General features: G+C 74.0%; 14 protein-coding genes and 1 riboswitch. Of the genes, 10 read left to right on the top strand and 4 right to left on the bottom strand.

The features are described from left to right. Nucleotides 1-5 precede the first annotated feature (5 nt). Complete coding sequence (locus AB0637_RS06130; protein ID WP_366170366.1) at nucleotides 6-572, top strand: manganese efflux pump MntP family protein; 567 nt, start codon at nucleotides 6-8, stop codon at nucleotides 570-572. Between the two features lie 17 nt (nucleotides 573-589). Here the strand turns inward: AB0637_RS06130 and AB0637_RS06125 are convergent, their stop codons facing one another. Continuing rightward, a complete protein-coding gene (locus AB0637_RS06125) occupies nucleotides 590-1297 on the bottom strand; it encodes a GNAT family N-acetyltransferase (RefSeq protein ID WP_366170364.1) in 708 nt (235 codons plus the stop codon). Nucleotides 1298-1406: 109 nt separating this feature from the next. On the opposite strand from AB0637_RS06125, the gene AB0637_RS06120 reads away from it, so the two are divergent. The 6 genes from AB0637_RS06120 (at nucleotide 1407) to AB0637_RS06095 (ending at nucleotide 11608) form a co-directional block, all read left to right on the top strand. After that, nucleotides 1407-2951 carry a GGDEF domain-containing protein gene (locus AB0637_RS06120; RefSeq protein ID WP_366170362.1) on the top strand — a complete coding sequence of 515 codons (1545 nt, stop codon included), beginning with the start codon at nucleotides 1407-1409 and terminating at the stop codon, nucleotides 2949-2951. A 92-nt stretch (nucleotides 2952-3043) separates the two neighbouring features. Next, a complete protein-coding gene (locus tag AB0637_RS06115; RefSeq protein WP_366170360.1) occupies nucleotides 3044-4624 on the top strand; it encodes a methyl-accepting chemotaxis protein in 1581 nt (526 codons plus the stop codon). A gap of 342 nt (nucleotides 4625-4966) precedes the next feature. Then, entirely contained in the window at nucleotides 4967-6550 is a 1584-nt protein-coding gene (locus tag AB0637_RS06110; protein ID WP_366170358.1) for a methyl-accepting chemotaxis protein, read from the top strand. Between the two features lie 105 nt (nucleotides 6551-6655). Further along, entirely contained in the window at nucleotides 6656-9295 is a 2640-nt protein-coding gene (locus AB0637_RS06105) for a diguanylate cyclase (RefSeq protein WP_366170356.1), read from the top strand. A gap of 114 nt (nucleotides 9296-9409) precedes the next feature. Further along, nucleotides 9410-9973 carry a hypothetical protein gene (locus AB0637_RS06100; protein ID WP_366170354.1) on the top strand — a complete coding sequence of 188 codons (564 nt, stop codon included), beginning with the start codon at nucleotides 9410-9412 and terminating at the stop codon, nucleotides 9971-9973. A gap of 111 nt (nucleotides 9974-10084) precedes the next feature. After that, nucleotides 10085-10196: riboswitch (SAM riboswitch) on the top strand. A 53-nt stretch (nucleotides 10197-10249) separates the two neighbouring features. Then, complete coding sequence (locus AB0637_RS06095; RefSeq protein ID WP_366170352.1) at nucleotides 10250-11608, top strand: MFS transporter; 1359 nt, start codon at nucleotides 10250-10252, stop codon at nucleotides 11606-11608. Nucleotides 11609-11654: 46 nt separating this feature from the next. On the opposite strand, the gene AB0637_RS06090 is transcribed toward AB0637_RS06095, so the two are convergent. Together AB0637_RS06090 and AB0637_RS06085 are read right to left on the bottom strand one after the other, a co-directional pair. Continuing rightward, the gene (locus AB0637_RS06090) at nucleotides 11655-12620 is read right to left on the bottom strand and encodes an NAD-dependent epimerase/dehydratase family protein (RefSeq protein ID WP_366170350.1); all 966 of its coding nucleotides are present in this window, start codon (nucleotides 12618-12620) and stop codon (nucleotides 11655-11657) included. 5 nt (nucleotides 12621-12625) lie between these two features. Beyond that, nucleotides 12626-14044, bottom strand: a complete 1419-nt coding sequence (locus AB0637_RS06085; RefSeq protein WP_366170348.1) for an aldehyde dehydrogenase (NADP(+)) — start codon at nucleotides 14042-14044, stop codon at nucleotides 12626-12628. Between the two features lie 180 nt (nucleotides 14045-14224). Between AB0637_RS06085 and sucC the strand changes: the two genes are divergently transcribed. The 3 genes from sucC to AB0637_RS06070 all read left to right on the top strand — a co-directional run bounded on the left by sucC (nucleotide 14225) and on the right by AB0637_RS06070 (nucleotide 17702). Further along, nucleotides 14225-15403: an ADP-forming succinate--CoA ligase subunit beta gene (gene sucC / locus AB0637_RS06080; protein ID WP_366170346.1), complete on the top strand. Its 1179-nt coding sequence runs from the start codon at nucleotides 14225-14227 to the stop codon at nucleotides 15401-15403. A 3-nt stretch (nucleotides 15404-15406) separates the two neighbouring features. Continuing rightward, nucleotides 15407-16306 (top strand): succinate--CoA ligase subunit alpha, encoded by a 900-nt coding sequence (gene sucD / locus AB0637_RS06075; RefSeq protein ID WP_366170344.1) that lies wholly within the window; start codon nucleotides 15407-15409, stop codon nucleotides 16304-16306. Nucleotides 16307-16433: 127 nt separating this feature from the next. Beyond that, nucleotides 16434-17702 (top strand): DUF6350 family protein, encoded by a 1269-nt coding sequence (locus AB0637_RS06070; RefSeq protein WP_366170342.1) that lies wholly within the window; start codon nucleotides 16434-16436, stop codon nucleotides 17700-17702. A 3-nt stretch (nucleotides 17703-17705) separates the two neighbouring features. Here the strand turns inward: AB0637_RS06070 and AB0637_RS06065 are convergent, their stop codons facing one another. After that, nucleotides 17706-18464 carry a VOC family protein gene (locus AB0637_RS06065; protein ID WP_366170340.1) on the bottom strand — a complete coding sequence of 253 codons (759 nt, stop codon included), beginning with the start codon at nucleotides 18462-18464 and terminating at the stop codon, nucleotides 17706-17708. Between the last annotated feature and the right edge of the window lie 49 nt (nucleotides 18465-18513).

Below are 18513 nucleotides of genomic sequence, written 5' to 3'. Positions count from 1 at the left end.
ACCCCGTGTCCCTGTGGACCCTGCTCGTCATCGCCGTCGGCGTCTCCGCCGACGCCTTCGCCGTCGCCCTCGGCAAGGGCCTGCACCTGCGCCGGCTGACCGTGCGCAGCGCGGCGTCCCTGGCCCTCGCCTTCGGGTTCTTCCAGGCCCTCATGCCCGTCATCGGGTGGGCCCTGGGCCGGCAGTTCCGCGGCTACATCACGGCCTTCGACCACTGGGTGGCCTTCGGGCTGCTGGCCCTCATCGGCGGCAAGATGCTGTGGGAGGCCTTCACCGGCGGTGCGGACGAGGAGGAGGACAGCGACGCGATCCCGTTGCGGCAGCTGCTCCTGCTCGCTCTCGCGACGAGCATCGACGCCCTCGCGGTCGGCATCAGCTTCGCCTTCCTCGACGTCGCGATCGTCCCCGCCGCCCTGGCCATCGGCGTCACGACGGCCGTCATCACCGCCGTCGGCGCGGTGATCGGGCACAAGGCCGGCAGCCGCTTCGGCAAGCCCGCGGAGGTCCTGGGCGGGCTCATCCTCATCGCGATCGGCGTCAACATCGTCCTGGAGCACACCGGGGTGCTCTGAGCGGGCTCGGGCGGGGTTCAGGCGTCGGGGGTCCGGACGGCCGCGAAGTCGAGCGTGCGGCGCAGCCGGAACCCGAGGTGCTCGTAGAGCGAGACGGCCGTCGTGTTCTCCGCCGCCGCGTGCAGGAACGGCAGCTCACCGCGGTCACGGATCCCGTGGGCCACGGCCCGCACCAACGTCGTCGCGAGGCCGCGGCCGCGGGCGGACGGGTCGGTGCAGACGGCGCTGATCTCCGTCGCCGCGCCGAGGCGCAGCCGTTCCCCGGCCATCGCGAGGAGCCGGCCGTCCTCCCGGATCCCCAGGTAGCGGCCCAGCAGCCGGGTGCGGCGGCCGAACGGTCCCGGCCGGGTGCGCTCGACGAGGTCGAGCGCGTCGTCGACGTCCGCCTGGCCCAGCTCCACCAGCCCCGGGACGCCGTCGCCCGGGTGCGAGGTGAACGCCTCCGTCGCGACGAGCTGCACGCCCGGCAGCGACCACGTCACCTCGAACCCCGCCGGGGGAGTGGTCGCGAGCGCCGGCACGACGAGCGTGGCCCCCGGCCCGGCGACGGCGGCCAGGTCCGCCCAGCCGGCGGGGTCGGCCTGGTCGGCGAGCCCGGCGAACGGCGAGACGTCCTGCGCGTAGCGGCGGCCGGCGTCGCCGCCCTCGGCCAGGTGCGCGTGCACGCCGGTGAGGGCGGCCCACACGGGGTTGTCGAGCTGGGTCTGCACGGTCGCGTCCGCCACGGCGGCATGGTCGCAGACGGTCGGGACGACCGACCGTGCTGCGGGTCTCAAGGCGGCCCGGGACGCTGCCGACGCAGGATCGAGACCGTCGAGAAGAGGAGGGGAGACCGTGCCGTCCCTGCGCCGCCACCGTCCCCTCGTGGCCGGGACCGTCGTCCTGGTCGCGACCCTCGTCGCGCTCGGCGTCGCGCAACTCCTCCTGGGCCGGGGCAGCCATCCGGTGCTCCTGGCCTTCGGCCTGACGGAGAGCGCCGTCTCCCTCGTCGCGGGTCTGCTCGGCCTGTGGTCCACGCGCCGGCAGCCGGCGGGGTGGGGCCGTCGAGCGCAGCGGGTGTTCGCCGCGGGCTGCCTGTTCTGGAGCTTCGGGCAGGGCATCTTCGCGGCCCAGGACGTCCTGGGGGTGGGGCTGGCCGCGACGACGTGGGCCGACCTGCCGTTCTCGTTCTACTACCTGCTCGCCGTCGTCTCGGCGCTCGTCCACCTGCGCGGCCGGATCCGCGCCCACATCGGGGTGCGCACGGCCATCGACGGCGCGCTCCTCGGCCTCTCGCTCTTCACCGTCGTCTGGGTGCTGTGGCTGGGGGGCGCCGTCCGGGCCTCGGGCAGCCCGGCCGCCGACCTCGTCGTCCCCATCGCCTACCCCGTCGTCGACGTCGTCTTCCTGACGCTGACCCTCGTCTCGCTCCTCGCCGCGGGCAGTTCGCTCACGGGGGTGCTCGTCGTCGTCGGGGGCACGGCGTTCGCGGTCGCGGACGTCACGTACTCCTACGCCCTCCTGCACGGCGCCTTCGAGACCGGTGGGGTCGCGGACGTCAGCTGGATCGTCGCCTTCGGGGCCTTCGCCCTCGTCGGTCTGCACCGGCCCTCGGGGCGCACCGCCGCGGTGCTCCCGCCGTCGGAGTCGTGGGGACGGCTCGTCCCGTACGTGGCGCTGCTGCCCGCGGCCTGTGCGGGCGCGTGGCGCCTGTGGTCCGCGAGCGACCGGGTCGTGCTCGCCACGCTGCTGGCCGTCGTCGTGCTCGTGGTCCTGCGGCAGTTCCTCACCGTCGAGGACCACCGCCGCCTGCTGGCCACGGCGGAGCGGCAGCGGGGACAGCTCGACGTCCTCGCCCACGTCGACCCCCTCACGGGTCTGGAGAACCGGCGGCGGTTCGGCGAGCGGATCGCCGGTGCCGTCCGGTCCGCTCTGGTCACCGGACGTCCCGTCGTCGTCGCGTTCGTCGACCTGGACCGGTTCAAGGCCGTCAACGACACCCTCGGGCACGCTGCGGGCGACGACCTCCTGCGCGGGGTCGCCGACCGGTTGCGCGCGGCCGTGCGCGACGGCGACTGCGTCGCGCGTCTCGGTGGTGACGAGTTCGCCGTCCTCGTCACCGACCCCGCGGTGCAGCCCGGCCCACTCGTCGAGCGGCTGCAGCAGGTGCTCGTCGACCCCTTCGTCCTCGGCGGCACCGTCGTCACCGCGGGCGCCAGCACAGGGGCCGTGCGCGGGGAACCCCAGCGGATGGTCGCCGACCTGCCCGCCGGGCTGGACCACGACGCGCGCGTCGACGCCGTCGTGGAGGCGTTGCTGGGTTCCGCGGACGCGGAGATGTACGCCGTGAAGCGCGCCCGCCGCGCCGTGGTCCAGGACGTGGTCCAGGACGTGGTCTAGGCCGACTGCTCAGATCGGTGCCCGAGGACGCCGATGGGAGCTGGCGGGCAGAGCGTCCGCAGTCGTCCAGACCCAGGCGAGGGTGTTGCGTCGTGTTTTTCCTGCGGAACCTGCGGATCGCGTCGAAGTTGCTCATCGGTTTCGGGCTCGTCTCGTTGCTCCTCGCGGTGTCGACGGTCATCGGGCTGGTCCGGCTGGGACAGGCCCAGGACAACCTCGACGAGCTGAGCACGTCCGGCATCGCCTCGGTGAGCGCCATGGGAGAGACCAAGGCCACGCTGCTCCAGGTCCGTGCCGACGTTCCGAACATCGTCCTGGCCTCACCGGACAAGCGCGCGGCGCAGCGCGACAAGTTCGACGCCGACGACAAGCTGCTCGACGCAGCGTGGGCGAAGTACCTCCAGACCGGCCCGAGCAGCACCGCGGCCCAGCGCGACGCCTTCACCGCAACCCTGGCCCAGTACCGGTCCGTGCGCACCCAGATGCTGCAGTACGCGATGGATGGCGACGTGGCGAACTTCACCCCGTACCGCGAGACGACGGTGAACCCCGTGACCACGTTGTTGATGCAGCAGATCGCCGACCTCGTGACCGCGGAGAACAAGGCCGCGGCCGACCTCGCGGCCCGGGGCGGCGCCACGTACCGGTCCTCGGTCCTCGTGCTCGTGCTCGTGGGCGCCGTCAGCCTCGCGTTCGCGGTCGCCGCGACGGTCCTCATCACGCGCTCGATCGCCCGCCCGCTCGGGTTGACCCTGCGCGTCGTGGAAGGTCTGGCCGACGGCCGCCTGGACCAGCGTGTCGACTACGAGGGTCGCGACGAGGTGGGGCAGCTCGCCAGGGCGTTGAACTCCTCCACGGCCAAGCTCGCCGGGGTCGTCCGCGAGGTGACGCGGAACGCGGGTGACCTGTCGAGTTCTTCGCAGCAGTTGACGTCGGTGGCGGGTGCGTTGTCGGCCGGTGCGGCCGAGTCGGCCTCGCAGTCGCAGGTCGTCTCGGCCGCCACCGAGGAGATCAGCGCGAACATCGGAACGGTCGCCGCGGCCGGGGAGGAGATGACGTCGGCCATCCGCGAGATCGCCACCTCCACCGCCACCGCCTCCCAGACCGCCGCCACCGCCGTGACCGCCGCCCAGGACGCCGAGGCCACGATCACCCGCCTGGGCGCCTCCAGCCGCGAGATCGGTGACGTCGTCAAGCTCATCACCTCCATCGCCGAGCAGACCAACCTGCTCGCGCTGAACGCGACCATCGAGGCCGCCCGCGCCGGGGAGATGGGCAAGGGTTTCGCCGTCGTGGCCGGTGAGGTCAAGGAACTGGCCCAGCAGACCGCCCGGGCGACCGAGGAGATCGTCGCCAAGGTCAACGCCACCCAGGCCGATGCGACCGCGGCGACCGGGGTCATCGCCCAGATCGCCGACGTCATCGCCCAGATCGACGGGTTGCAGGCCACCATCGCCGCGGCGGTGGAGGAGCAGTCGGCCACGACGAGCGAGATGGTCCGCAACGTCACCGAGGTCTCGACCGGCTCGCAGGAGATCGCCGCGAACATCACCGGGATCGCCCACGCCGCCGGTCAGACGACCGAGAGCGCGTCGCGGACCGCGGCCACGGCCGACGAGGTCTCGCGCGCCGCGCAGCGCCTCAACGAACTCGTCGCCGGGTTCCGCGTCTGACGTGACCCGCCGACGGGATCCCACCGCTCCCGCCTGGCGCGGGACGCGGCTGCGTCGCACGCCGGGGCCCGACGAGTTCGCCGTCCTGGTGACCGGTCCCGTGGCGCACCCGGGACCCCTCGCGGCACCATCGTCACCGTCTTCGTCGTCGTCGTCATCCCCGGCACGAGCACGGAGGGATCAGCGGGGAACGGCGACGGCGGTTCCCCGTCCTGCCCGCGGGGCTCGCCTCCCGTACGTGATCTAGAAGGTCGGCTCAGGTTTTCCTGAGCGAACGCCGATGGTCTGCTGTGTGGGTGAGGTGCCCACGGGAGTCGAACCGAGGCGAGGGTGTTGTCCACCGTGTCCAGTCTGCGAAACCTGCGGGTCGCGTCGAAGTTGATCGCGGGTTTCGGCCTGCTGACCGTCCTGCTCGTGGCGTGCATCGGGGTCGGTCTCGTGCGGCTGTCCGAGGCGCGGGACAACCTCTCGAGCATGAGCGCGTCGGGGCTGGCGTCGGTGAAGGCGACCGGCGACGTGAAGTCCGGCCTGCTGCAGGTCCGCAACGACGTCCTCAACATCGCCGTCTCGACGACCGCGGACAAGCGGGCGTCGTCGGCGCAGAAGCTCACCGCGGACGACAAGGCCCTCGACGACGCGTGGGGGTACTACCTCACGACCAGCCCCGCCAGCACCGCCGCCCAGCGCGAGGCGTACACCAGCACGCTGGCGCAGTACCGCACGGTGCGCGAACAGCTCGTGGCCTACGCGAGCGCGGGCGACCTCGCGAACTTCGGGACGTTCCGCGAGTCGACAGCGACGCCGGCGGCGAACAAGGTGCTCGACGCCGTCAACGTGCTGGCCACGACCGAGAGCGACGCGGCCGCCGAGATGGCCGCGAAGGGCTCGGCGGACTACCACTCCTCGGTGATCGCCCTCGTCCTCGTCGGGGTCCTCAGCGTGGGCGTCTCGATCGCCGCCACGGTCCTCATCACCCGCTCCATCGTCGGTCCGCTGGGCAGGACCCTGCACGTCGTCGAGGGCCTGGCCGACGGCCGCCTCGACCAGCGCGTCGGGTACGACAGCAAGGACGAGATGGGGCAGCTCGCGTCGGCGCTCGACTCCTCCACGGCCAAGCTCGCCGAGGTCGTCCGCGAGGTCACCCGGAACGCGGGTGACCTGTCGAGCTCCTCGCAGCAGCTGACCGCCGTCGCGGGGTCCCTGTCGGCCGGTGCGGCCGAGTCCGCCTCGCAGTCGCAGGTCGTCTCGGCGGCCACCGAGGAGATCAGCGCGAACATCGGGACCGTCGCCGCGGCCGGTGAGGAGATGACCTCGGCCATCCGCGAGATCGCCACGTCCACAGCCTCCGCCTCCCAGACCGCGGCCACCGCTGTGGCCGCCGCGCAGGACGCCGAGGCCACCATCACCCGCCTCGGTGCCTCCAGCCGCGAGATCGGCGACGTCGTCAAGCTCATCACCTCCATCGCCGAGCAGACGAACCTCCTGGCCCTCAACGCGACCATCGAGGCGGCTCGTGCCGGGGAGATGGGCAAGGGTTTCGCCGTCGTCGCCGGTGAGGTGAAGGAACTCGCGCAGCAGACCGCCCGCGCCACCGAGGAGATCGTCGCCAAGGTCAACGCGACCCAGGCCGACGCGACCGCGGCGACGGGCGTCATCGCCCAGATCGCCGACGTCATCGCCCAGATCGACGGGTTGCAGGCCACCATCGCCGCGGCGGTGGAGGAGCAGTCGGCCACCACGAGCGAGATGGTCCGCAACGTCACCGAGGTCTCCACCGGGTCGCAGGAGATCGCGGCGAACATCAGCGGCATCGCCCACGCCGCCGGTCAGACCACCGACAGCGCAGCCCGGACCGCCGAGACGGCCGACGAGGTCTCGCGCGCCGCGCAGCGCCTCAACGAGCTCGTCGCGGGGTTCCGCGTCTGACGCCGCCTCGGGTGGGGAGAGACAGACGGAGAAGGCTCGTCGTACTGTTCAAATGACGACGAGTCACTGCTCGCCGCCTCACCCTGCGGACGACCGGGGACGCTCGTGACGGGACGATCGAGGACGTGGGCGTCCTTCGCGGCGGTGGCGGTCCTGCACCTCGCGACCCTCGTGCTGGGACGGGCGACCCGGCCGCCGGACAGCCCCTTCGGGCTGGTCTGGCCGGCAGCCGGGGTCGCGTTCTGCTGGTTGTGGGCCGCGCGGGGCACACGGGCCTGGGTCCCCTCGCTCGTGGCCGTCACCGCGTCCGTGGCCGTCGTCACCGCCGCCACGGGAGGCGGTGCGGCCCTGACGGCGGGTCTCGCCCTGGCCAACGTCCTCCAGGCCGTGGTCGCCGTCCGGTTCCACGCCCGTCGACGAGGACCGCTGACGTTGAGCGCCACGTCCGACCTGTGGTGGTTGTCGTGCACCGCCGCGCTGTCGTCCGCCGTCGGAGGCCTGGTCGGCGCGGGCACCGCGGCCGTCGTCGACGGAACCCCGTTCCTCGGTGCGTGGGGCCAGTGGACCGTCCGCAGCGCCGTCAGCCTCGTGGTGATCGCCGCCGTCGCGGCCCGGTGGCGGCAGACCGGGGACCAGCGGCCGCTCGCCGTCGCGGGCCGCGGAGAACGGGCCGCGATGGTCCTGGCCTTCCCCGTGGGCTACGCCGGCGTCTTCTTCCTCCTGCCCCCGAACCCCCTGGTGTTCCTCGCCCTGCCCCTCAGCGGCTGGTTCGCCCTGCGCCGCTCGACGCGGGCCACGACGCTGCACGTCCTGGGGTGCGCCCTCTTCGTCGTGACCGCCACCGTCACCGGCCACGGCCCCTTCACCCTCGCGCAGGGCCCGGTCCGGGTGGTCCTGGCGCAACTGTTCATCGCGCTCGTCGCGCTCGGCAGCCTGCTGCTCGCGCTGCACCGCGACGAGCACGACCGCCTGGTCCTCGCCGCCCGCGCCGCCGAGCGGGACGCGCGGGACCGGGCCGAACTCCTCGCCGCCGTCTTCGACTCCACCTCCGACGGGTTGTCGGTGTTCGACCGGGCGGGCACCGCGGTGCTGCGCAACCGCGCGGCGGAGGGGCTGCTCGGCGTCTCCCCGGACGACGCCACGATGGCGGCCTGGCGGGACCACTTCGGGTTCTTCGACGTCGACGGCGACCCCGTCCCCGCCGACCGGTTGCCCGTCGTGCGCGCGCTCGGAGGTGAGCGCGTCGACGCCGTCGACCTCGTCGTGAAGAGCCTGCGCCACCCGCAGGGGCTCACGCTCAGCGTGAGCGCCCACCCCCTCGTGGAACTGCCGGGGGTGCCGTGGAGCGGCGGTGTGGTCGCGGCCTACCACGACGTCACCCACGTCCGCCGGGCCGCGGCCGACGTGCGGCGCGCCAGGGACCTGTTCGAGGGCGTCCTCGACGCCGCGACCGAGCAGTCGATCGTCGGAACGGACCCGCAGGGGCGGGTCACGGTCTTCAACGACGGCGCGCACCGGATGCTCGGCTGGAGGCCGGAGGAGGTGCTGGGCGCGACGCCGGATCGGTTCCACGATCCGGACGAGGTGGCCGCTCGCGCCGCGGAACTCGGCGTCGCCCCGGGGTTCGAGGTGTTCGTGCACCACGCCCGGCGGGAACGGCACGAGACCCGGCAGTGGACCTACCGCACCCGGGACGGCCGGGCGCTGCAGGTCGTCCTGACGGTGACCGCGATGCGGGACGAGGCCGGGGAACTCACGGGTTTCATCGGGGTCGCCACCGACCTGACGGAGCGCATCGCGGCGCAGGAACGCCTCGCCGACTCCGAGCAGGTTTTCCGCCTCGGCTTCGACACCGCCCCCGTCGGCATGGTGATGGTGGCCCTCGGAGGTGGTCAGCCGCGTGGACGGCTCCTGCGGGTGAACCGTGCCCTCGTCGAGTTCACGGGGTTCGGGGAGGAGGCGCTCCTCGAACGGGAGATCCTCGACCTCGTCCACCCCGACGACGTGGAGGAGTGCCGCCGGACGTTCGAGGCGGTGACGACCGAGGAGGTCCGGTGCGAGCGGCGGTTCCTGCACGCGGACGGGTCCACGCGGTGGGGTTCGCTGTCGGCCGTCGTCGTCCGGCCCTCGGGTGGGGCGCAGCCCTACCTGATGTGCCTCGTCGAGGACGTCACCGCGCGCCGCACGGCGGAGCAGGAGCTCGAGCACCAGGCCCTGCACGACGGTCTGACGGGGCTGCCGAACCGCAGCCTCTTCCGCGACCGGCTCGAGGGCGCGCTCGCGGGACCGCGGCGCACCGGTGCGGGTGTGGGGGTCCTGTTCGTGGACCTCGACGGGTTCAAGGCGGTCAACGACACCGCCGGTCACGCCGCCGGGGACGAACTCCTGCAGCACGTCGCCGAGCTGCTGCGGCACTGCGTCCGGCCGGGGGACACCGTGGCCCGGCTCGGCGGCGACGAGTTCGCCGTGGTGTGTCCCGAAGCGGCGTCGGTCGACGACCTCCAGGCGGTGGGCGACCGCATCCTCGCGGTCCTCGGCCGACCCGTCCCGCTGACCGCAGGCACCGTCCGCATCGGTGCCTCGATCGGCATCCGCCTCTCCGAGGCCGGCACCGGTGCCGATCGACTCCTGCAGGACGCCGACGCCGCGATGTACGCCGCGAAGAAGGCCGGCAAGAACCGGTGCGTCGTCCACCCGGTCCGGGACGCGGCGCGCGACGGGCTCCCCGCGGGACGTCCGGGGTAGGCGGCGTCGCGCCGGTCTGGGCCACCCGGGTGAGCACCCCTCCGGTCCGGCGGTGCGCCCGCCGAACCACCACCGGGCCCCTGACTGCGGGGGCCCGGTGATCCAGGAGGAACCATGACCCGCCGCGCGACCACGCTCACCCTCTCCCTCGCGCTGGCGGCCAGCGTGGCGCTGCCCACCGCGGGCAGCGCCTTCGCGTCCCGCCCCGGTGGACCGGAACCCACGTCGACGTCGACGGCGACGGCAACGCCGACCGCGACGGGCACCCCCACGGCACGGCCCACGGAGCGCCCGGCCCCCCGGCCCACCGTCACCCGCGCGGTGCGGGCCCCCAAGCTCGTCGTCGCCGGAACCCTCGCCGCCGTGGACCCCGCGGCGAACCGCATCACCGTCACGGTGCACGGTGGCCGGGAGAAGGCTCTGCGCGACCAGGACGTCGTCGTCGCCCTGACCCCGACGACGGTCCTGCGCCAGGACGGCGCCGTCGTGACCGCGGCCGCCCTGCGGCCCGGGGGGCACGTCAACGCCCAGGTCACGCGCGCCGCCGACGGATCCTTCACCGCGACGCGGGTGACGGTCGAACGCGAGGACGACCGTCCCACGAGTTCCCCGACGAGTTCCGCCACGAGTTCTCCCACGAGTTCGGCGACGAGTTCCCCCACCGCCACGCGCAGCTGACGAGGGAGCGGCTGCGGGAGAGCGTTCCCCGCAGCCGTCGGCGGGGCGGGCGGTGTTGCGGGACCGAGGTTCCGTTGACACGCAGCGAGGCTCCTGGCTAGGTTCAGCGCCGGTCACGAGTTCCAGCGCGAAGCCCCGGCTCGCTGGACGGCAACCCTCCTCGTCGTGGGGTGCCCCGGGTGACGACCTGACCTGGTGCTCGACGCACGGGTAAGGACGGCCTCCGGGGGTCCTGCGCGACGTCGACGCCGTGCGACCGCGACCTGAGGACACGCCATGGCTGCTCGACTCGACCACTCGCGCTGGAGACCCGCGCACACCCGCATCGCCACCGCGCTCGGCATCGGCTGGATGCTCGACGCGTTCGAGGTGCAGATCATCGGATCGGTCATCCCGGGGATCCAGGCCGAGTTCGGCCTGGGCGCCGAACAGGCCGTCGTCATCAACGTGGTGTGGTTCCTGGGCATCGCCCTGGGTGCCGTGGGTTTCGGGTGGCTGGCCGACAAGGTCGGGCGCAAACGCCTCTTCGTCGTGACGTTGCTCGTCTACTCCCTCGCCGCGGTGGCCAGTTCGGCGGCCCCCAGCTACGAGGTCTTCATGGTGTTCCGGTTCGTCACCGCCCTCGGTGTCGGCGGTGAGTACTCCGCGATCACCTCGGCCATCTCGGAGTTCACCCCCGCCCGGAACCGCGGGCGGAGCAACGGCCTGGTGATGACGTTCTGGGCCCTCGGCGGGATCCTCTCCTCCCTGGTCTCCATCCTCGTCGTCTCCGCCTTCGGGCTGAGCTGGCGCTACACCCTGCTGTTCGGGGTCGTCAGCGCGGTGTACGGGCTGCTCGCCCGGCGGCTGGTCCCCGAATCGCCGCGCTGGCTGGCCGCGCGGGGGCGGCTGGACGAGGCCGACGCGGTGGTGGAGGAGATCACGGGCCAGGCCAGTGCGCAGGGGTACGTCCTGCCGCCGTCGCCCGCGCGGGGCGGCAGCGCGCTGGGGGAACTCTGGACCCACCACCGCGGCAAGCTGTTCCTCGGGATGGCCCTCGACTTCTCCGAGGCCGCCGGGTACTACGGCCTGTTCACGGCCATGAGCGTCTTCGTGTTCTCCTCGGCGTCGGGCGCCGTGCCGATCTCGGACGCCGCCCTGCCCTGGTACTTCCTCGTCGCGAACGTCGGCGCGCTGGCGGGCGGGGTGCTCATCGCCTGGTCGCTCGACCTCCTCGGTCGCCGGCCCTCCGTCGTCGCCGCCTACACCGGGGCGTCCCTGAGCATGCTCGGGTGCGCGGCGGCGGCCTCGACGGGTTCGCGGCCGTTGGTCCTCGTGGCGTTCACCGTCGCGGCGTTCTTCGCGACCTGCGCCTGGGTGTCGGCCTACCCGACGTTCTCCGAGCAGTTCCCCACGCACCTGCGGGCCACCGGGGTCGGCGCCTCGGTCGGCGTGGGACGGACCGGTGCCATCGTGGGTCAGGTCCTGCTGGCGGAGGTCGCCGTGGCGTTCTCCGTGACGTCGATGTTCGTCCTGCTCGCCGCGTTCTGGCTGATCGGTGCCGCCGCGGGTGGCGTCTGGTGGGTCCGCGGGACCGAGGCGCGGGGGATGACCCTGGGCGAACTGGAACGGGTTCCGGAGCCGGTCCGGTCCTGAGGCACCCCCTCGGGCCCGGGGTCCCCGGGCCCGAGGGGCACCTCCGTCAGGAGCGGGGCAGCAACCCCATCGCCTCGACGGCGGCCCGCGCCGCGTCCAGCGACGTGCCGGGGGAGTACCCCAGGAGTTCCCGGCCCTTCTCCGTGCTCGCGGAGTGGCTGCGGGACAGGTGGTCCCAGCTCGCCTCGGCGTGCTCCCCGGCCGCGGCCCGGAACTCCTCCCACGACACGTGCCGCAGGTTCGCCTCCCGGCCCCACCACCCGGCGGCGGCCTGGGCGAACCCCCGGACGGTCAGGGCGCGGTCGGACACGGCGTGGAAGCTCTGGCCCACGGACACCTCGGGCCGGGCGATCGCCAGCTCGAACACCTGCGCCACGTCGTCGGCGTGCACGTGGTGCATCGTCTCCAGCCCCAACCCGGGCACGAGGAGTTCCCCGCCGCTCGACAGGGCCTCCCACACGCCGGGGTCCAGGTTCCCGAGCGGGGTGATGACCGGCCAGCCGGGACCGCTGATGTGGCCCGGGTGGACGACGGTGCTGCGCAGCCCGCCCGACCTCGTCTCGGCGTGCAGGAACTCCTCGATCGCGGCCTTCTGCGTGCCGTACGGCCCGAAGGGTTCCTTGGGGTCGTCCTCGCGCAGGGGCGAGACCGTCGCGCGGCCGTGGACCCAGATCGTGCCGCAGTGGGCGTGGAACGCCCCCGTCGGCCGCAGGGCCTCGACGAGTTCGCGGGCCTGCTCGAGGGTGAAGCAGACGAGGTCGACGACGACGTCGGGCCGCAGGGCCGCGATGCGCGCGCCGAACGTCCCGGCAGCGGCCTCCGCCTCCCGGTCCGCGACGACCGTCTCGACCTGCTCCCAGGCGGGGTCGGGGTGGTAGGGCTCGCGGCTGCCGCGGGACACCGCGCTCACGCGGTGGCCGGCGCGGACCAGCCGCGGCACGAGGTAACTGCCGATGTGTCCCGTCGCGCCGATCACGACCACGTGCTGGACTACGTGCTGCTGCTCGGTCACGGGGTTCAGTCCTTCAGCTCGTCGGGCAGGGCGGCGGCCGGGAAGCCCTGGAACGCCACGGGGCGCTGCCACCGGGAGATCGCCGCGGTCCCGACGGACGTCGTCGTCGGCGTCGTCGTGGCCGGCCAGGGGCCGCCGTGCTGCTGGGCGGCCGCGACGGTGACGCCGGTCGGCCAGTCGTTCCAGACCACCCGCCCCACGTGCTCGGCGAGCAACCCCGCGACCTCGACGGCGAGCGGGTCGTCCGCGCCGGCGTGGACCGACCCCGTCAACTGCCCCGGGAGGGCGTCGAGGACGGCGCGCAGCTCGTCCTCGGAGGAGTACCCGACGACGAGACCGGCCGGGCCGAACGCCTCCAGTTCCAGCAGGTGGGGGTTCGCGACGACGTCCGCGGCGGCGGCCGTGAACACCTGGGCGGGGACACCGTCGGGGCCCGGCTCACCCGCCACGGCGGTCTGCACACCGGGCTGGGAACCGAGCTCGGCCGTCGCCGACCGGAACCCCTCGACGATGCCCGGGTGCAGCATCGGTCCCGGGACGGGCAGGTCCACGGCGGCCGTGAACGCGGCGGCGTCGGGGACGAGGACGACACCGGGGTTCGTGCAGAACTGGCCCGCGCCCAGGGTCAGCGACCCGACCCAGCCCGCAGCGACGTCCGCACCGCGTTCGGCCCACGCCGCGGGCGTCACGACGACGGGGTTCACGCTGCCGAGCTCGCCGTGGAAGGGGATGGGGTCCGGGCGGGAGACGGCCAGGTCGAACAGGGCCCGGCCGCCCCGGACCGACCCCGTGAAGCCCGCGGCGCGGATCCTGCGGTCGGTGAGCGCGGCGGTCGACGTCTCGACGCCCTCGATGAGCGCGAACGCCCCTTCGGGGGCGCCGACCGCGGCGAGCGCGGCCGTCACCTGCTGCGCCGTCGCGAGCGAGAGCCGCGGGTGGCCCGGGTGCGCCTTGACGACGACGGGGCACCCCGCGGCGAGCGCAGAGACGGAGTCGCCGCCGAAGACGGAGAAGGCGAACGGGAAGTTGCTGGCTGCGAAGACGAGGACGGGCCCGATCGGGACGACGGTGCGCCGCAGGTCCGGGCGCGGACCCATGCCCCAGTCGGCGTCCGCGTGGTCGATCGTCGTCGGCAGCAGCGAACCGTCGCGCAGGCCGGCCGCGAAGAGCCGGGCCTGGAAGACGGTCCGCGTGAGCTCCCCCTCCAGCCGGGGGGTGGGCAGGTGCGTCTCCTCCGCGGCGAGGGCGACGAGCTCGGCGCGCGCCCCCTCCAGGGCCCGCGCGACCGCCTCGAGCGCGTCGGCACGCTCGGCGGGGGTGCTGCGGGCCAGGGGGCGAGCTGCGGCCTGCGCGGCGGCGAGGACCGCCTCGAGCTCGGCGTCCGGGTGGTCGTGGTCCGGGTGGGCTTGCGCGTGAGCGTCCATGGTCACGCCATCCTGGCCCGCCCGTCCGGGCGGGGCGAGCCGGGGTGTGACGGGCGTCTCCACACCTGCTCGGCCGTGCGTCCGAGCTCGGGTCTAGGGTGCGAGACGCCCTGTGGACTGGTGCCGCAGACGGCACGGACAGTCACTTCCGACCGAGGACGAGGAAGACGAGGAACTCCGGTGGACCTCTTCGAGTACCAGGCGCGCGACCTGTTCGCCGCGCACGGCGTACCCGTGCTGGACGGCAGGGTCGCGACCACCCCCGAGGAGGCCCAGGCGGCCGCCGAGGCCATGGGTGGCGGGACGGTCGTCGTCAAGGCGCAGGTCAAGACGGGCGGTCGCGGCAAGGCCGGCGGCGTCAAGCTCGCCCACTCCCCGGCCGAGACGGCGCAGCGCGCCGGCGAGATCCTGGGCATGGACATCAAGGGCCACACCGTCCACCAGGTGATGATCGCCCAGGGCGCCAAGATCGCCGAGGAGTACTACTTCTCGGTCCTGCTCGACCGGTCCAACCGCACCTACCTGGCCATGGCCAGCGTCGAGGGCGGCATGGAGATCGAGCAGCTGGCCGTCGAGCGCCCCGAGGCCCTGGCCCGCGTGCCCGTCGACGCCCTCACCGGCATCGACGCCGCCAAGGCCGCCGAGATCGCCCAGACCGCCGGGTTCGCGCCCGAGCTGCAGGCCGCCGTCGCCGACGTGTTCGTCAAGCTCTGGGGGGTGTTCACCGCCGAGGACGCGACTCTCGTCGAGGTGAACCCGCTCGTGCGCACCGAGTCCGGCGACATCGTCGCCCTGGACGGCAAGGTCACGCTCGACGAGAACGCGGAGTTCCGGCACCCGGCGCACGCCGACCTCGTCGACGCCGCGGCCGCCGACCCGCTCGAGGCCAAGGCCAAGGAGCTGCACCTCAACTACGTCAAGCTCGACGGCGAGGTCGGCATCATCGGCAACGGCGCGGGTCTGGTCATGTCGACCCTGGACGTCGTCGCCTACGCGGGGGAGAAGCACGGCGGCACCAAGCCGGCGAACTTCCTCGACATCGGTGGCGGCGCGTCCGCGCAGGTCATGGCCAACGGCCTCGACGTCATCCTCAACGACGCGCAGGTCAAGAGCGTGTTCGTCAACGTCTTCGGCGGCATCACCGCCTGCGACGAGGTCGCCAAGGGCATCGTGTCCGCGCTCGGCATCCTCGGCGACGAGGCGACCAAGCCGCTCGTCGTGCGCCTGGACGGCAACAACGTCGAGGAGGGACGCCGCATCCTCGCCGAGGCCGCGCACCCGCTCGTCACGGTCGTGGACACCATGGACGGGGCGGCCGACAAGGCCGCCGAGCTCGCCAACACCGCTGGGAAGGCCTGAGCGATGTCGATCTTCATCAACTCCGACAGCAAGGTCCTCGTCCAGGGGATGACGGGTTCGGAGGGGCGCAAGCACACCCAGCGCATGCTGGCCTCCGGCACGAAGATCGTCGGCGGCGTCACCCCCGGCAAGGGCGGGCAGTCCGTCGACTTCACGGCCGCCGACGGGTCGCCCGTCGCGATCCCGGTGTTCTCCTCCGTGGGTGAGGCCCGCGAGGCGACCGGCGCCGACGTCACCGTGATCTTCGTCCCGGCGAAGTTCACCAAGGGCGCCGTCGTGGAGGCCATCGAGGCCGCCACCCCGCTCGTCGTCGTCATCACCGAGGGCGTCCCGGTGCACGACACCGCCGAGTTCTACGCGATGGCGGCCGCCTCGGGCACCACGCGCCTCGTCGGCCCGAACTGCCCCGGCCTCATCAGCCCCGGACAGTCCAACGTCGGCATCATCCCCGCCGACATCACCCAGTCCGGCCGCATCGGCCTGGTCTCGAAGTCGGGCACGCTGACCTACCAGATGATGTACGAGCTGCGGGACATCGGGTTCTCCTCCGCCGTCGGCATCGGTGGGGACCCGGTCATCGGGACCACGCACATCGACGCGCTGCAGGCGTTCCAGGACGACCCGGACACCGACGTCATCGTCATGATCGGCGAGATCGGCGGCGACGCCGAGGAGCGCGCGGCGAAGTTCATCGAGGCCAACGTGACCAAGCCGGTCGTCGGCTACGTCGCGGGCTTCACCGCCCCCGAGGGCAAGACGATGGGCCACGCCGGCGCGATCGTCTCCGGCTCCGCGGGCACCGCGCAGGCCAAGAAGGACGCCCTCGAGGCGGCCGGGGTCAAGGTCGGCAAGACGCCGAGCGAGACCGCGAAGCTCGCGCGGGAGATCTTCCAGAACCTCTGACGCCCCCGGGCGCCGTTCGTCCCCGTTGCCTCCCCGCGGTCGGTCACCGACCGCGGGGAGGCAACGCGGCGTTCGGGCGGGTGTCGGTCCCGCCCGTCCGGGCTCGGACGGGGCAGCATCGTGGGTGATGTCCACGCCCACCGACCGTCCCGCCCGAGCCCGCCGCGACCCCTCCGGTCGTGTCCGGGCTTCCGCGTCCGACCTCGCGCCCCTGTTCCCCGCCGCGGTCCGCGCGGTCCTCACCGTGCTCGTGCCGCTGCTCGCGCTGTGCGTCGTCGGCTGGATCGCCTCGGTCCGTTCGACGTCCTCCCTCGCCGCGGTCGCGCGCGTGGGGGCCGAGCTGTGGCTGCTGGCGCACGGCAGCACCGTCGCCATCGTCGGCGGCAGCATCGGCATCGCCCCCCTCGGGCTGACGCTGCTCGCGGGCCTGTCCGCGCGCCGCGCGGTCCGGATGTGGGTGCGGGACCAGGTGGAGTCCGAACGCGAGGTGCCCTTCGGGCGGGCCCTCGGCGTCTTCACCGCCTGCTACGGCGTGCTGGCCCTCTTCGTCGCCCTCGTCTCGCGCAGCGGGGTGGGCGCGGCGGGGCTGCTGTCCTCGCTGCTCGGCGGCTGCCTGGTGGGCGGCACGGGTGCGCTCGTCGCCCTGTGGCCGCACCGGCCGGTGGTGCCCGCCTTCGCGGCGGCCGTGGGCCGGTCGGCGACCACCGCGACGCTCGTCCTGGTGGCCCTCGGGTCGCTCGCGACCGTGGCGGCGCTCGTCCACGGCCGCGCCGACGTGCTCGCCCTGCACCGTGCGCTCGACCCGGGCGTCGTCGGCGGGGTCCTGCTCACCCTCGGCCAGGCGCTGCTGCTGCCGACGTTCGCCGTCTGGGCCCTGGCGTGGACGAGCGGGACGGGGTTCGCGGTGGGGACCGGGACGTCCGTCGCTCCCGGCGGGACGTCGCTGGAGGTCCTGCCGACGCTGCCCGTCCTCGGCGCGCTGCCGGCCCCGGGCCCGACCCCCGGCCTGGCGTGGGCCGCCGTCGCGCTGCCCGTCCTCGCGGGCGCCGGGGCCTGGTGGCTGCACTCCCGGCGCGGTCCGCGGGTCGAGGGGCTGCTGCACCGCTGCGCGGCCGCGCTCCTGGGCGGGCTCGGCGCGGGGCTCGCGGTGGCCGTCCTGGCGGCCTTCGCCGCCGGCCCCCTGGGCCACGGCCGCATGAGCCAGGTCGGCCCCGACGCCCTCCTGACGGGCGTCGTGGTGGCCGGTGAGGTCGCGGCCGGGGCCGTGCTGGCGGTCCTGCTGGCCCGGGCCTGGCGAGCCTGGCGCGGGACGACGCTCGTCGTGACGCTGCCCGACACGAGCGCCGCCCGCGGTCACCAGCGGGGAGAGGAACCGCCGAAGCTGCTGGGGGACTGACCCTCAGCGGTCCGGTTGCGGGGCCCCGGCGGGCGCGGTGAAGACGGCGAGGACGGCCCCGTGCGGGTCGGCGAGCTGGGCCATCCGGCCGTAGTCGCTGTCGTGGGCGGGCGTCACGACGGTGCCCCCGGCGCCGGTCGCGGCCGCCACCGCCGTGTCGACGTCGGGCACGCCGACGTACACGAGCCAGCCCGGGTCGGACCCCCACAGCGGCCCGATCCCGCCGACCGGGTGCGGGGCGTCCGGGGCGGCGACCGTGCCGTAGCCCTCGAAGAGCTCGGTCCACGTCCAGCCGAGGACGGCCGCGTAGAACGCCGTCGAGGCCGCCGGGTCGGTCGAGCGCAGGTCGTCCCAGGCGAGGCCGCCGGGACCGTTCACCCAGTCCGCGCCGCCGCCCTGCAGCAGCCCGACCTCGGCGCCGGTGGGGTCGGCGACGACGGCGGCCCGCGTGCCCCCACCTTCGGACTCGCCCTCGGTCGGGGGTCGCACGACGCTGCCGCCCGCCGCCCGCACCCGGTCCAGCGCGGCGTCGAGGTCGTCGACGGCGACGTGCAACGTCCACCGGGCGCGTCCCTCCGAGCGGCCCAGGCCGGCGGCCGCGTGGCCCTCGACGAGCCCGACGCGGGAGCCGTCGGCCCCGGGCGGTCCCGCCGTCCAGCCGACGACGGCGGCGTAGAACGCCGCGGACGCCGCCGGGTCGGGGGTGTCGAGGTGCGCCCAGCAGGGCACACCGGCGGGCCAGGGACGGCTGCGGACCGGCATGCCCCCGAGTCTGGCCCCACGGCGCCGTGCGGGACCAGAGCCGCCGACG

It is taken from the genome of Kineococcus sp. NPDC059986 (assembly GCF_040702905.1).
Lineage (GTDB): Bacteria > Actinomycetota > Actinomycetes > Actinomycetales > Kineococcaceae > Kineococcus.
This window is presented reverse-complemented; position numbering and strand designations above follow the sequence as displayed.